General features: G+C 71.6%; 10 protein-coding genes. 6 read left to right on the top strand and 4 right to left on the bottom strand.

All coding sequences use genetic code 11. The annotated features are described in order from the left end of the window. The first annotated feature begins 3 nt into the window (after nucleotides 1–3). The 3 genes from ACFY8O_RS15860 to ACFY8O_RS15850 are packed head-to-tail and all read left to right on the top strand — an operon-like array spanning nucleotide 4 to nucleotide 2,585. A complete protein-coding gene (locus ACFY8O_RS15860; protein ID WP_387902422.1) occupies nucleotides 4–531 on the top strand; it encodes a hypothetical protein in 528 nt (175 codons plus the stop codon). Nucleotides 532–568: 37 nt separating this feature from the next. Beyond that, complete coding sequence (locus ACFY8O_RS15855) at nucleotides 569–1,336, top strand: hypothetical protein (RefSeq protein ID WP_387902419.1); 768 nt, start codon at nucleotides 569–571, stop codon at nucleotides 1,334–1,336. Between the two features lie 19 nt (nucleotides 1,337–1,355). After that, nucleotides 1,356–2,585 carry a lytic transglycosylase domain-containing protein gene (locus ACFY8O_RS15850; protein ID WP_387902416.1) on the top strand — a complete coding sequence of 410 codons (1,230 nt, stop codon included), beginning with the start codon at nucleotides 1,356–1,358 and terminating at the stop codon, nucleotides 2,583–2,585. A 4-nt stretch (nucleotides 2,586–2,589) separates the two neighbouring features. Here the strand turns inward: ACFY8O_RS15850 and ACFY8O_RS15845 are convergent, their stop codons facing one another. Beyond that, nucleotides 2,590–3,651: an ATP-dependent DNA ligase gene (locus ACFY8O_RS15845; RefSeq protein ID WP_145805945.1), complete on the bottom strand. Its 1,062-nt coding sequence runs from the start codon at nucleotides 3,649–3,651 to the stop codon at nucleotides 2,590–2,592. 94 nt (nucleotides 3,652–3,745) lie between these two features. On the opposite strand from ACFY8O_RS15845, the gene ligD reads away from it, so the two are divergent. After that, a complete protein-coding gene (gene ligD, locus ACFY8O_RS15840) occupies nucleotides 3,746–4,756 on the top strand; it encodes a non-homologous end-joining DNA ligase (protein WP_387902562.1) in 1,011 nt (336 codons plus the stop codon). Beyond that, entirely contained in the window at nucleotides 4,753–5,883 is a 1,131-nt protein-coding gene (locus ACFY8O_RS15835; protein WP_387902413.1) for an ABC transporter permease, read from the top strand. The genes ligD and ACFY8O_RS15835 overlap by 4 nt, the downstream gene beginning before the upstream one ends. 13 nt (nucleotides 5,884–5,896) lie before the next feature. Here the strand turns inward: ACFY8O_RS15835 and ACFY8O_RS15830 are convergent, their stop codons facing one another. After that, a complete protein-coding gene (locus ACFY8O_RS15830) occupies nucleotides 5,897–8,134 on the bottom strand; it encodes an OmpL47-type beta-barrel domain-containing protein (RefSeq protein ID WP_387902410.1) in 2,238 nt (745 codons plus the stop codon). Next, complete coding sequence (locus tag ACFY8O_RS15825) at nucleotides 8,131–10,629, bottom strand: ThuA domain-containing protein (RefSeq protein WP_387902407.1); 2,499 nt, start codon at nucleotides 10,627–10,629, stop codon at nucleotides 8,131–8,133. The genes ACFY8O_RS15830 and ACFY8O_RS15825 overlap by 4 nt, the downstream gene beginning before the upstream one ends. Nucleotides 10,630–10,860: 231 nt before the next feature. On the opposite strand from ACFY8O_RS15825, the gene ACFY8O_RS15820 reads away from it, so the two are divergent. After that, nucleotides 10,861–11,853, top strand: coding sequence for a multicopper oxidase domain-containing protein (locus ACFY8O_RS15820; protein ID WP_145805941.1), 993 nt, complete (start codon nucleotides 10,861–10,863; stop codon nucleotides 11,851–11,853). A gap of 111 nt (nucleotides 11,854–11,964) precedes the next feature. On the opposite strand, the gene ACFY8O_RS15815 is transcribed toward ACFY8O_RS15820, so the two are convergent. Further along, complete coding sequence (locus tag ACFY8O_RS15815; protein WP_387902404.1) at nucleotides 11,965–14,145, bottom strand: DEAD/DEAH box helicase; 2,181 nt, start codon at nucleotides 14,143–14,145, stop codon at nucleotides 11,965–11,967. Nucleotides 14,146–14,187 lie beyond the last annotated feature (42 nt).

The following is a 14,187-nucleotide window of genomic DNA, read 5'->3' as shown; positions in this document are numbered from 1 at the left end:
CCGATGGCACGGGTACGGACGACGAATCCGCTGCGGACGGCGGCGGTCGCGCTGACGGCCGTGGCCGCCGTCGCGGCGGGCTGGGGCGGCTGGTCACGCTACGACGCCGCGCACGACGACTCCGCGGCCTACGCCCAGGCCCGCGACGACGCGCTCGCGGCGGGGGAGCAGGCCGTGCAGAACCTGAACACGCTCGACCACGCGAAGCTCGCCCAGGGGCTCGACAGCTGGGAGGACTCCACCACCGGCGATCTGCACCGGCAACTCGTCGACGGACGCAAGGGATTCGTCGAGCAGATCGAGGCGGCCCGGACCGTCAGCACCGCCCAGGTCCTGTCCGGAGCCGTGACGGAGCTGGACGACCGGGCAGGCAAGGCCGGAGTGATGGTGGCGCTCCGGGTCACGGTGACCGCGCCCGAGGGCAAACCCGCGGTCAAGGAGAGCCGGATGCTCGGGCAGCTCACCCGCACCTCCGACGGATGGAAGCTCAGCGCCCTCGGCCAGGCGCCCGTCGGCAACACCGCCGGCTGACCCCGCCCCGCCGTCCCGCCTCGAAAGGACCGCCGTCATGTCGACCACCCGACACCTCGTCAACCGCCGCCGTCGGCTCGCCACCGTCGCCGCGACCCCCGCCGCACCGCCGCGCACGGCCGCCGCACCGGCACAGGACCTGACCTCCGAGGCCCCTGGGACACCGGAGGCCGTGGAGGCCACCGACGCCGAGAGCGGCACGCCCGAGGCCGCCGAGGCAGCCGGCGGTGACAGCGAGGAGACGGAAGGCAAGGGCGCAGGGGGCGGCCCCGCGCGCAGCGGACTGCCCCGCCTCCGTATCGGACTGCCCGCCGTGCTGTGCGCCGCCACGCTGCTCCTCGGCGCCTTCGCCGTCTGGGCGTTCACCTCGGCGGGGACGCTGCGCGAGGACCCGAGCCGGCAGAACGCGGCGCTCACCGACATCAGCCGGACCAGTGAGGTCAAAGGGCAGATCACGGAAGCCGTCGCGGCGGTCTTCTCCTACGACTACGCCTCGCCCGAGAAGGCGGACCGCGCCGTACGCACTTATCTGACGGGCAACGCGGTCCAGCAGCACGAGGACATGCTCGCGGAGGTACGGGCCCAGGCGCCGAAGCAGAAGCTCGTCCTCACCACGACCGTCACCCAGAGCGGCGTCGAGCGCCTCGAAGGTGACCGGGCCCGGCTGCTGGTCTTCGCCGACCAGAGCAACACCCGCACCGGCAAGGAGGAGGAGACGACGTACGCGGCTGCCATGTTCGCCGTGGACGCCGTCCGCCGCGGTGACACCTGGCGGATCGCGGCCATCGACACGTTCACGCGATGACCCAGGAGAGGGAGGACACATGAGGTTCGACGGAACGGTGCGACGCGGGCTCACGGGCACGGCCACCGCCGTGGCCGCCATGGCGGCGCTCACCGCGTCCCAGGCCCCGGGGCTCGCCACCTCAGGCACCCACGACATGAAGAACGTGGCGTCGGACGACGTCGTCTGGACCGAGGTGCCGAACGACGACAGCTATCACACCGAGCTACCACCCCTGCGGTCCCCCGAACCGCCGGGGAGCACCGGGCGGAAGCCCGGACCGGCCGTCGCGCGGTCCTGGGCGGAGGCGGGCATTCCGTCCACCGTGCTGACCGCGTACCGCGCGGCGCAGCGCTCACTCGGGCGCAGCGACCCCGGCTGTCACCTGCCGTGGCAGTTACTCGCGGCCATCGGCAAGGTGGAGTCCGGCCACGCGAGCGGCGGACGGGTGGACGCCGCGGGCACCACGCTCACGCCGATCCTGGGGCCCGTGCTGAACGGCGCCGGCTTCGCCGAGATCCGCGACACGGACAACGGGGCGTACGACGGCGACGCGCGCTACGACCGGGCGGTCGGCCCGATGCAGTTCATCCCCTCCACCTGGGCGCACTGGGGCAAGGACGGCAACGGCGACGGACGCAAGGACCCCGGCAACATCGCCGACGCGGCCCTCGCCGCCGGCCACTACCTCTGCGCCGGGACGCGTGACCTGTCCGTACGGGCGGACCTGGACCGGGCGATCCTGAGCTACAACCACTCGGACACCTATCTGCGCACGGTCCTGTCGTGGCTCGACTTCTACCGCAAGGGAACCCACCCCGTCGCCGACGGCAGGGGCGTGATCCCGCAGAGCCCGGGTGCCGGGAGCCCGCACCCGCCGAAGGCCCCGGTCGGAGGCTCCGGCAGCCCGGGCACCGGCGGTGGCGGCATCGTCGTCGGCCCGCAGCCCGGCGGCACACCCGGCCCGTCCACGTCACCGTCCCCCACCCCCGCACCCTCGGATTCCGGCAGTCCGCAGCCGGGCGGCTCCGCCACGCCCACGGACCCCGGCCCCGAACCCACCGACAGCGCCTCGCCCGGGCCGACCGTGACGCCGGACCCCACGACCACACCCGACCCCGGGCCCAGCCCTTCCGAGCCCACCACCACGCCCGACCCGGGACCCACCCCCACCCCGGGCTGCCCCACGCCCTCCGCGGAGGCCGATCCCGCCGCCCCGACGGACGCACCGACCGACGAACCCTGCGCCGGCCCCACCCCCACCGCCTGAGGGGTCAGCCGGCGTCGAGCACCTCGGACAGGTCGTACCGCACCACTTCCTCCAGCTGCGCATAGGTGCAGGTGGAAGGGGTGCGGTCCGGCCGCCACCGCCGGAACTGGGTGGTGTGGCGGAAGCGGTCGCCCTCCATGTGGTCGTATGCCACCTCGCAGACCCGCTCGGGCGCGAGTGCCACCCAGGAGAGGTCCTTCTTGCCTGACCAGCGGCTCGGTGCGCCCGGCAGCCGGGACCCCTCGTGCGCCGAGGCGTCCCCCCAGGCCGCCCACGGGTGGCCCGCGGGTTCGATGCGCAGCGGCTCCAGCTCCTCGACGAGTTCGGCCCGCCGCTTCATCGGGAACGCCGCGCACACCCCCACGTGCTGGAGGGCGCCGTGGGAGTCGAACAGGCCCAGCAGCAGCGAGCCGACGACGGGGCCGCTCTTGTGGAAGCGGTAGCCCGCCACGACGACGTCGGCGGTCCGCTCGTGCTTGATCTTGTACATGGCGCGCGTGTCCGGCCGGTAAGGCAGGTCGAGCGGCTTGGCGACGACCCCGTCGAGCCCCGCGCCCTCGTACCGCTCGAACCACTGCCGCGCGAGCGCCTGGTCCGTGGTGGAGGGAGCGAGGTGGACGGGCGCCGAGGCGTCCGCGAGGGCCTCCTCCAGGATCGCCCGCCGCTCCGTCTGCGCGGTGGTGAGCAGGGAGGTGTCGTCCAGGGCGAGGATGTCGAAGGCGACGAGGCTCGCCGGTGTCCGCTCCGCCAGCATCCGGACCCGGGAGTCGGCCGGGTGGATGCGCTCGCTGAGCCGGTCGAAGTCCAGCCGTCCTTCGTACGGCAGCACGATCTCGCCGTCGATCACACAGCGCCGGGGCAGGTTCTCCAGGACGGCGGCGACCACCTCGGGGAAGTAGCGGGTGAGAGGCTTACCCGTACGGCTCCCGATCACCACCTCGTCGCCGTCCCGGTGCACGATCGCCCGGAAGCCGTCCCACTTCGCCTCGTACTGCATCCCCGGGGGGATCGCGGACACGGACTTGGCGAGCATCGGTTTCACGGGCGGCATCACCGGCAGGTCCATGGCCCGATTCTGGCCCATCGAGCGGGGCACGTCCTCCGATGTGCGGCATATGTGGACCCGGCCTACGGTGTCCGACATGGGAGCTGGAGCGGCGATGGAACTGGACGTGGGCGGGCGGGCCGTCCGCCTGTCCAACCCGGACAAGGTGTACTTCCCGGAGAAGGGCTACACCAAGAAGGACGTGGCCGACTACTTCCAGGCCGTGGGGCCCGGGATCCTCCGGGCCCTCAGGGAACGGCCCACCACCCTCCAGCGCTTCGTCGACGGCGTCGAGGGCGAGTTCTTCTACCAGAAGCGCGCCCCGAAGAACCTCCCCGACTGGACGCCCACCGCCCGCATCGAATTCCCCAGCGGCCGGCACGCCGACGAGATGTGCCCCACCGAACTCGGCGCGGTCCTGTGGGCCGCCAACCTCGGCACCCTGACCTTCCACCCCTGGCCGGTGCGCAGGGCCGACACCGATCACCCGGACGAGTTGCGCATCGACCTCGATCCGCAGCCGGGGACCGACTACTCCGACGCGGTGCGCGCGGCGCACGAACTGCGCTCGGTCCTGGACGAGAACGGGCTGCGCGGCTGGCCCAAGACCTCCGGCGGGCGCGGCATCCACGTCTTCGTCCCGATCGTCCCGGAGTGGACCTTCACCCAGGTCCGCCGCGCCGCCATCGCGGTGGGCCGGGAACTGGAGCGCAGGATGCCGGACCGGGTGACCACCGCGTGGTGGAAGGAGGAACGGGGCGAGCGCATCTTCGTCGACTACAACCAGACGGCCCGGGACCGCACGATCGCCTCCGCCTACTCCGTGCGCCCGTTCCCGCACGCCCCGGTCTCGGCGCCCCTGCGCTGGGACGAGATCGACGACGCGGAGCCGCGCGACTTCGATCTGCGGACCATGCCCGGGCGGTACGCCGAGGTGGGCGACCTGCACGCCGACATGGACGACCACGCCTTCCGGCTCGACCAGGTCCTGGAGCTGGCGCGGAGGGACGAGCACGAGCACGAACTCGGTGACCTGCCCTATCCGCCGGAGTACCCCAAGATGCCGGGCGAGCCCAAGCGCGTGCAGCCCAGCCGTGCCCGCCGCGACGAGGGTGACCGGGCATGACGTCCGGAGCGACGGAGGGCCCGGGGGAACGCGATGGGCACGGGGAACCGGACGGCCGGGACGGACGAGGCGGCGACGGGCACGGGGCGCACGGCAGGCCGCCGACCGGGCGGGAGAAGTGGGAGGCGTTCAAGCAGTCGCCGTACTTCCCCGCGGTCGTCCTGGTGTTCATCCTGGCCGCCGCCGCCGGCCTTTTCGCGGGCTCGTACACCTATGCGATGGCCAATCCCACCCCGCACCGGATCCCGGCCGCCGTGGTCGAGGGGCCCAGGACCCCCTACGCCACCGCGTTCGTCGAGGGGATGGAGAAGGCGCTCGACGCCTCGCTGGAACTGCATCGGTACCCCGACGGCGCGGCGGCCCGGGCGGCGCTGGAGGAGCAGAAGGTCTTCGTGATCCTGCGGTCCGAGGGCGAGGGCGTGCTGATGCAGGTGGCCAGTGCCTCCGGGGCCTCCGTCGCCCAGCTGCTGGGCGAGACCGGGGTGAAGGTCGCCGACACGATCGGTGTCCGGCTCACCGTCAAGGACCTGAAGCCGCTCGGGGAGGGCGACCCGCGCGGGCTCGCCCTCTTCTACATCTCGCTCGCCGCCGTCATCATCGGCTTCGTCGGGGCGATCCAGCTCAGCGTGCACGCGCGGGCGCTGAACCCGCTGGAACGGATCCTGTTCACCGTGGGGTACGCCCTGCTCGGCGGGTTCGCCATCGCCGCGGTGGTGGACTGGGGACTCGGCGCGCTCGATCTGCCCTTCGCCCAGTCATGGCTGATCCTGGCGTTCACGATGTTCACGTCGGGCATGGTCTTCACGATGTTCAACACCCTGATGGGCCGCTGGGCGATGATCCCGACCTGGGGTGTCATGGTCCTGCTCGGCAACCCGTCGTCCGGCGGGGCGGTGTCCTGGCCCCTGCTGCCCTCGCTCCTCGGGCACGTCGGACGCTGGCTCCCGCCCGGTGCCTCGGTCAACGCCCAGCACACGGCGGTCTACTACCAGGGCCACCAGTACGTCTTCCCCTACCTCGTGCTGGCGGCCTGGGCGCTGGTGTCCTGCACGGTCTTCTGGGTCTGGCGCCACCGGCACCCCGGAGGCCGCGACCGCGTGCCGGAGCACGCGGCCGCGGCCGCCTGAGTGTGCCTCGTCCCTACAACTCCTTGATGCGGATGTCGCGGTACGAGATCACGTCCGTGGTGCTGTGGACCTGGAGCCCGATGTAGCCGGAGGCGTAACGCCGCCCGTCGGTGCCCGGGTCGTCGCCCCGCGGCGGTTCGAAGAGCTGGCCGCCGGTGTTGTCGAACTCGTTGATCAGCACACCGTTGCGGTAGACCGAGTAGTGCTGGTCCACGACCTTGATCTCGTAGTCGTTCCAGGTGCCCTTGGGCGTGACCCCGGCGCCGCCGAGGCCGACCCGGTCGAACCCGTAGACGGACCCGGTCTTGTACATGTCGCCGTCGGGCCGGTCGTTGACCTGGATCTCATGGCCGTACTTGATGGCGACCCACTCCGGACGGGACTCCTCCGGGTGGTCGTGGACGTCCGGGAAGCGGACGAAGACCCCGCCGTTGGCGTTGCCCGCGCCGGGGGCGTCGTCACGCCACTGGAGCTTCAGCGAGAAGTCCCCGTACTGCCGGGCCGGGAACCACAGCATCCCCATGCCGTCCACGGTGGTGGAGCTCGTGATCGAGCCGTCCTCCGTGTTCAGCCCGAACTTCCCGCCGCCGACCTGCTCCCACTTGGCGAGGGACTCGGCCGTGCCGTCGAAGAGTTTGCGGTAGCCCTCGTCCTGGCCCGGCTTGCCGATGCCGGACTGCTTGGCGGCCCGGTAGATCCTCTTGTGCTCACGGGCGTCGAGGACCCCGTCGGCGAGCAGCTTGTCGAGGACCTTGTCGACGTGCTTGAGGAAGAGCGCGTGCGAGGACCAGTCCTTCTCGTCCTCGATCAGCTCGTTGATCGTGCAGCGGTTTCCGGTGATCCGGTTGGGCACGCCGGTGTCCACCGTCCCGACGAAGACGGTGAGCCGTACGTCGTACTCGGGGCAGTTCGGGGCCGGGACCCCGCCGCTCTCGGCGATGGTGAACGAGGTCTGCTTCGCCTCGGAGGTATTGCCGGCCTTGTCCGTCGCCCGGTGAGCGAGGGTGTGGCGGCCGACGCGGTCGACGATCACGGGTGTGGTGTAGGCGAGGTAGGGACCGCCGTCGAGGGAGTACTCGATCCTGTCGACACCGGAATCGGCGTCCTTGGCGGTGACGGTGGCGGTGGCACTGGTGAGGAACGCGCCGTCCGAGTTCTTGTCGCCCGAGACCACCACGGAGGTCTCCGGCGGAGTCCTGTCCTGCGACGGCTGCTCGACGACGGTGAAGTCGACGGACTTCTCCGCGGCCACGTTGCCGGACCTGTCGGTCGCGCGGTAGCGGACGGTGTGCGTCCCCACCTCGTGGACCATCACGGGTGCGGTGTACGGCTGCCAGGCGCCGTCCGCCCCGACGGCGTACTCGATGGTGTTGACGCCGGAACCGGTGTCGGAGGCGGTCACGGTGACCGTGGCCATCCCGAGGTATGCGCCCGCCTCGTCCTTCTCACCGGACACGGTCGCCGAGGTCTCCGGAGGGGTCTCGTCGTCCGTCGGCGGTGCGGCGACCGCGAAGTCGGCCTTCTTCTCCGCGGCCACGTTGCCGGACCTGTCGGTGGCGCGGTAGCGGATCGTGTGCGACCCGACCTCGTTCACCACGACGGGTGCGGTGTACGGCTGCCAGGCGCCGTCCGCCCCGAGCGCGTACTCGACGGTGTCGACGCCCGAACCCGCGTCGGTCGCCGCCACGGTGACGGTCGCCTGGCCGATGTACGCGCCGTCGGCGTTCTTTTCGCCGGCCACCGTCGCCGAGGTCTCGGGAGCGGTGGTGTCCTCGCCGCCGCCGTCCTCGGTCACCGTGAGGATGCCCTGCATCGAGCCGTGGCCGGGGATCGTGCAGTGGTAGAAGTACCGGCCGGGCGTGAGGGTGACCTCGACGCTGTGCTTGCCGCCCTCGCTGTCGCTGGGGTTGGCCAGGATGTTGACCGCGACGTCGTTGTTGAACTCCGGGTCCGACACGCTGAACGTCAGCGTGTGCGGCATGCCCGTCGTGTTGCCCGTGGCCGCGCTGTTCTCGAAGACGATGGTCGCGGCGCCGGCCACCGCGGTCTTCGGCGCCGTCAGGTAGTGGTCGATGGGGTCACCGGCGGTCCAGTTGAGGACCTGCTCGGCGGCAGCCGCCGCCCGGTCGTCGTCCCGTCCGTACGCGGCGGTCGACGCCAGCCCGAGGACCATCAGGAACGAACCGAGCAGGGCGAGCCACCAGCGTGCGGGCCCGTACCGCCGTCGAGCGAGGAGCGAGGGGTGTCTCACTGCGCTGCCGCCTTCCTGGCCAGGTCGGCGGCGGCCGGGGTCGGACCGCCGCCCTTGTACGTCACGCGCCACAGCGCGGACTTGGAGTCGGAGGTGAAGAAGCCGCGTCCGTAGTCCAGGACGTAGAGCGAGCCGTCCGGGGCGAACTTCCAGTCCATGAGGTTGCGGATGCCGTCGGCACCGACCGGAATGATCTTCTTCAGGGACTCGGCGTGCGTGGGCAGGCCGCCCTTGCCGACGGTCTTCGGGTCGGTCAGCACGGCGTGGCGCGGCTGGGTGTCGTCGTAGAAGTCACCGACGAACCACTTCCCGTCCCAGTACGCCGGCCACTTGGCCTCGCTGGTGCTCGACGCGTCGTAGCGGTAGACCGGGCCGTTCATCGTGGCCTGGCCGCCGCCCTTGAGCCAGGGCAGGAACTGCTTCTGGTCCTCGACCTTGTAGCTCGGGACGCCGTTCGCGTCACGCGGGTAGTCCACGCCGCCGCCCTGGGGCGAGTACCAGATGGTGTTCGACGTGACGGGGGGCAGTTTGACCAGGCCGTCGTTGTGGGGCGACTCGTTCCTCGGGGCGTCGCAGTCGTACCAGCCCAGAGGCTTGGACGGGTCGGGCAGATTGCGGTCCCGGTAGGGCTGCTTGTTGCCCATGCAGTACGGCCAGCCGTGGTTGCCGGCCTTGGTGATCGCGGCGAACGTGTCGTACTTCGCGGGACCCCAGGTGGTGCTGGGAGAGCCCGCGTCGGGGCCGACCCAGCCCGCGTACAGGGTGTCGGTCGCCTTGTCGACCGAGATGCGCGCCGGGTTGCGCACACCCATCACGTAGATCTCACCCCGGGTCTTGCCACCGCCCTCGTCGGGCTCCTTGCCGGTGAAGAGGTTGCCCTCGGGCAGGGTGTAGGTGCCGTCGTCCTCGGGGTGGATCCGCAGGATCTTGCCGTTGAGGTTGTTGGTGTTGCCCGCGGTGCGGCGGGCGTCCGCGAAGGACACGCCCTTGTAGTTCGGCTGCGGGTTGTTGCCGGAGTAACCGTCACTGAAACCGGAGGAGTTGTTGTCACCCGTGGCGATGTAGAGGTTGTCCTTCGAGTCCCAGGCCATGCCGCCGCCCGCGTGGCAGCAGCTGTGGATCTGGACCGGCCAGTGCAGCAGCACCTTCTCGGACGCGAGTTCCAGCGTGTTCGTGGCGTGGTCGAAGGTGAACCGCGAGACCTGCCGCACCGCCATCTGCTTGTCGCGGTCGATCTTCGCGTGCGGGGTGTAGTGCAGGTAGACCCAGCCGTTGGTGGCGAAGTCCGGGTCCAGCTCGATCCCGAGCAGGCCCTCCTCCACCTTGACCAGCTCGTCGCCGCCGCCCTTGTTGCCGAAGACGCTCAGCTTGCCGGCCAGGGTGACCTTCCCGGTCGCCGGGTCGTACACATGGATCTCGCCCTCGCCCTTGCCGATGTTCGGGTCGTTCCAGTCCGTCACCACCGGCGCGCTGCTGTCCGCGCCACCGCGCCCGATGTAGAAGACCCGGCCGTCCTTCGCGGTCACCAGGCCGTGCGGCTCGCCGATCTGGTCGTTCTGCCCCGGCCGGTTGGGCTGGGTGAGCCGCTCGGCCGTGTAGTGGGAGTCGATCGTGGCCTTGCAGTCGGCCTGCGAGAGACGGCTCGTCCAGGCGAGCGCGCCGCGCAGGTGGTCGCGGAAGTCGGTCTCGGCGAAGCTCGCCGCCGTACCGCCCATGGCGGTGTAGAAGGAGCGTCCGCCGTCGTAGTCACGGCACCACGAGACCGGGTGGTCCCAGCCGTTGGCGCTCTTGCCCGGGGTGTAGGTGAGCTCGCGCACCCGGGCCACGGTGTGCACGTCGCCGGACGGATTGTCCTTCCAGTTCAGCCACTTGTCCGGACGCTTCCACTCCAGCGGGAGGTTCCTCGTCGCCGGGTGCTGCCGGTCGCCGATCTCCACGGTGGCGCGCTGGACGGCCGTCGGGCTGTCCGCCGCGGGGCGGGCCCCGACCAGACCGGTGAACCAGTCGGAGTAGGGCTCCGTGCGCGCCGCGTCGTGGATGCCGAGGAAGCCGCCGCCGGCCTCCATGTACGCCTCCAGGCCTGCTTCCTGCTCCGGGTCGAGGACGTCGCCGCCGCCGGTCAGGAAGACGACCGCGTTGTACCTGCCGAGCTGCTTGCCGTTGGTGAACACCCCGGCGTCGTCGGTGGCGACGGTCTTGAACTGCCCGGCTTCCGGACCGCTGAGCCCGATCTTCTCGATGGCCGCGATGCCGGCGTCCACGGTCGGGGACTCGTCACCCGCCGAGGCGTGGAACACGAGCACCCGCACGTTGGCCCCGCCCGGCGGCGAAGGCAGGGACAACGTTGTCGCGATCCTCTCCTTCAGCCCTGGATCCGGATAAGGGCTTGCGGTGGCCGCGTTCCCGCCGAGCAGGGAGGCGGTCAGGGCGCCCGCTGCCACGGCCGCCGCGATGCCGCGGCGCGATCTGGACCTGTGATGTGGTGTGCGCTGCATGTGGTCACCCACCCCTCTTGGTCACTTCTCCGGTCACTTCTCTCTCATCGCACCTCTGAGCTGAAGGCGACAGCGCACGAAGCTAGACCTCTTTTCGCGGCGCGCCAATAGGTATGGCAGCAATCGAACGAACTTTGTCCTGAGTGTGGATAAACCCTCGGGCCCCGGCTACCGTGTGGGCCGTCCAGGGGATCAGCGCGTCAGTTTCCTTCTCGCAGTGGGGAGTTCGACATGGACCGCAGGACCTTCAACCGCCGGATGCTGGTGGGTGGCGGAGTGGCCGCCGCCACCGGGGTGACATCGATGTCACTCGGTGCGGTGCAGGCCACCTCCGCGGAGAACCCGGCGAAGACCGCGCCCGCGGGAGGCGCCGTACGCCATCTCAAGCTGTACGCCGAGAAACTGCCGGACGGTCAGCTCGGCTACGGCCTGGAGAAGGGCAAGGCGACGATCCCCGGGCCGCTCATCGAGATCACCGAGGGCGACACGCTGCACATCGAGTTCGAGAACACCACGGACGCCGACGCCAGCCTCCATGTGCACGGGGTGGACTACGACATCGCGAGCGACGGCACCCGGATGAACCGCAGCCACGTCGAACCGGGCGGCACCCGGACGTACACCTGGCGCACCCACGCCCCGGGCCGGCGCAAGGACGGCACCTGGCAGGCGGGTAGCGCGGGTTACTGGCACTACCACGACCACGTCGTCGGCACGGACCACGGCACCGGCGGCATCCGCAAGGGTCTGTACGGTCCCCTCGTGGTCCGCCGCAAGGGGGACGTCCTGCCGGACCGGACGATCACGATCGTCTTCAACGACATGACGATCAACAACAAGGCGGCACACGAGAGCCCGAACTTCGAGGCCACGGTGGGGGACCGGGTCGAGGTCGTGATGATCACGCACGGTGAGTACTACCACACGTTCCACATCCACGGTCACCGCTGGGCCGACAACAGGACCGGCCTGCTCACCGGCCCCGAGGACCCCAGCCGGGTCGTCGACACGAAGATCTGCGGTCCCGCCGACTCCTTCGGCTTCCAGATCATCGCGGGCGAGCACGTCGGGGCCGGTGCGTGGATGTACCACTGCCACGTCCAGAGCCACTCCGACATGGGGATGGCCGGACTCCTGCTGGTCGCCAAGGCGGACGGCACGGTCCCGGGGTACGACCCGCCGCACCACGCGGCCGGGGCGACGGGCGACGCGCACGCGCACTGAGGGGGCCCGGCGGCCGGGAGGCGTACGCGGACCCGAAGCCGCGCCGCGGCCGGGGGAGCGGCTCCGTGCCGGGAGCACGTCCCGCGGGCGCGGGCAGCGGGCCGTCCCCGGTCAGACCTCGGCGGCCAGCCGGGACTGCTCCTCCTCGACGATCCGCCGGGCGAGGTTCCCGTCCGAGACGTCCACCGCGTCGGGTGTCGCCTCGGCGAGGTCGCTGCGCCGCGCGTACGCGTCGAAGAGCCGGTCCTTGCGCGCCAGGATGTCCAGCAGCCGCTGGTCGACGCTGTCGGCCGCGAGGAGCCGGTGGACCCGCACGGTCCGTATCTGTCCCATGCGGTGTGCCCTGGCCACCGCCTGGTGCTCCATCGTCGGCTTGATCTGCGGTTCGCACAGGATGACGACCGACGCCGCCTGGATGTTCAGGCCGACCCCGCCGGCCTGTATCTGGCTCAGCAGCACCGCGTGACCGTCCGCCCGGTCGAAGGAGTCGACCAGCTCCTGCCGGCGCGCGGCCGGGACCGAGCCGGAGACCGGTCCGAACACCCCGTCACCCAGAGCCTCCTGGACGGTGCCGAGCACCTCGCGGAAGTACGAGAAGACCACGACCTTCAGGCCGTTGGCCTCCGCCTCCGCGACGAGTTCGCGCAACCGGTTCAGCTTGGCCGAGGTCTCGGGCCGGGCGTAGGCGGCGCGGCGCATCCGCATGAAGTGCCCCGACCCGACCGCCTCGCGGTACGCCTCGAAGTCGGCGGGCGAGAACTCCTCCCACTCGTCCGCCCGTACCAGCGACGGGAGTTCACCGAGGACGTCCTCCTGGTTGCGGCGCAGGTAGGCCGGCGCGACGGCCCTGCGGAACGCGTGCGATCCGGCGACCCCGTGGGTGGAGGTGACGAGCGGTGCCAGCTCCGGCCGGAGCCGGCGCACCAGGCTGCGGAACTCCTCCACCCGGTTCTCCATCGGGGTGCCGGTCAGGAACAGCACCCTCTCGGTGTGCTCCGTCCAGCCGCTCACGGCGCGGGCGCGGCGCGTCTCGGGATTCTTCACGAAGTGGGCCTCGTCCACCACCACCATGCCCGGCCGGATCCCGCTCCCCGGGCCGTCCGGCAGCGTGTGCAGCGCGTCGAAGGTCGTCACCGCGACGCCGCCGCGCTCGCGCCACTCGGCGAACGCCTCCTGCCGCTCGGGGCCGTGCACCGGTACGGCCCGCAGGGTGGAGCGGGCCGACACCTCCCGCCGCCAGTTGATCAGGACGCTCGCGGGGCACACCACCAGGAAGTGGCTCTCGCCCCGGGCCGCGAGATGGGCCAGCGCCGCGATGGCCTGCACGGTCTTGCCGAGCCCCATCTCGTCGCCCAGCACCACCCGCTTCTGGGTCAGCGCGAAGCGCGCCCCGAAGGACTGGTATCCGCGCAGCGAGACCCGCAGGCAGGTGTCGTCCAGCCGCATCTCGCGCACCCGGTCCGCGATCCCGGCGGGGACGAAGCCCTCGGCTGCGTCTTGGTCCGGCTCGCTGCCGGACAGCTCGGCCAGCAGGCTGTAGTACTCGGGGGAGCGCAGCTCGAAGTCGACCCAGGCCTCCGCCTCCGACGCGGGGCCGCGCAGCAGGTCGACGGACACCTGCCCGAACAGCGTCCGCAACCCGCGGGCGGCGGCGTCCTCCGTCGCCGTCCGCACGGAGGCCACGGCGGCCAGCGCCCGCGCGGCGCCCGCCCGGCCGGCGAGGAGCATCCGCAGCCGGCTCCGCGCGGGCGCGGCGGTGACGAGCAGCGGTTCCAGCTCCGTCGTCAGACGACGGGCGGCGTCGACCGCTCTGCGCACGTCCGGCCCGCCCTCGACGAGGCGGTGCAGCGCGACGAGCAGCGTGGTCGTCGCCTCGTCCGCCGTGTCCACGTCCATCCGTACGGCGACGGTCTCCCGGACGGCGTGAGCGATCTGCCCGGCCGCGGCCAGCGCCTGGTCCGCGGTGTGCGCGCCGACGCCGGGGATCTGGCGGAGCTCGTAGCGCCCCGCCGCGTGGACCCGGCCGACGGTCGTATAGCCCGCCTGCTCCAGCGCGCCGAGGCGCAGCCTCCCCTCCGTGACGTCCGCGAGCCGTGCGACGGGGATGGAGGCCAGTTCGGTGCCGACGAGCGAGTCCAGCAGCGGGGCCAGCGCGGCGCGCGCGGCCTCGACGGCACGGTGGTGGTCGTCCAGCACCGTGCGGGCCGTTCCGGCGAGCTCCTGGGCGTTCCCGAGCAGCTCCCGTGCCGCCCGGCCCGTGGGCGTCCGGCCCGTGGGTCCGGCCTGCGTCATGTGCGTCCCTCTGTCCCCGCCACCGCGCTCCGCCCGCGCGGG

This window comes from Streptomyces argenteolus (assembly GCF_042902585.1).
Classification (GTDB): domain Bacteria; phylum Actinomycetota; class Actinomycetes; order Streptomycetales; family Streptomycetaceae; genus Streptomyces; species Streptomyces argenteolus.
The sequence above is the reverse complement of the archived record's forward strand: the minus strand, read 5'-3'. Positions and strand labels throughout refer to the sequence as shown.

Coding starts and splice junctions, on each gene's coding strand:
- ACFY8O_RS15860 (WP_387902422.1), top strand. CDS start 4: ATGGCACGGGTACGGACGACGAATCCGCTGCGGACGGCGGCGGTCGCG.
- ACFY8O_RS15855 (WP_387902419.1), top strand. CDS start 569: ATGTCGACCACCCGACACCTCGTCAACCGCCGCCGTCGGCTCGCCACC.
- ACFY8O_RS15850 (WP_387902416.1), top strand. CDS start 1,356: ATGAGGTTCGACGGAACGGTGCGACGCGGGCTCACGGGCACGGCCACC.
- ACFY8O_RS15845 (WP_145805945.1), bottom strand. CDS start 3,651: ATGGACCTGCCGGTGATGCCGCCCGTGAAACCGATGCTCGCCAAGTCC.
- ligD (WP_387902562.1), top strand. CDS start 3,746: ATGGAACTGGACGTGGGCGGGCGGGCCGTCCGCCTGTCCAACCCGGAC.
- ACFY8O_RS15835 (WP_387902413.1), top strand. CDS start 4,753: ATGACGTCCGGAGCGACGGAGGGCCCGGGGGAACGCGATGGGCACGGG.
- ACFY8O_RS15825 (WP_387902407.1), bottom strand. CDS start 10,629: ATGCAGCGCACACCACATCACAGGTCCAGATCGCGCCGCGGCATCGCG.
- ACFY8O_RS15820 (WP_145805941.1), top strand. CDS start 10,861: ATGGACCGCAGGACCTTCAACCGCCGGATGCTGGTGGGTGGCGGAGTG.
- ACFY8O_RS15815 (WP_387902404.1), bottom strand. CDS start 14,145: ATGACGCAGGCCGGACCCACGGGCCGGACGCCCACGGGCCGGGCGGCA.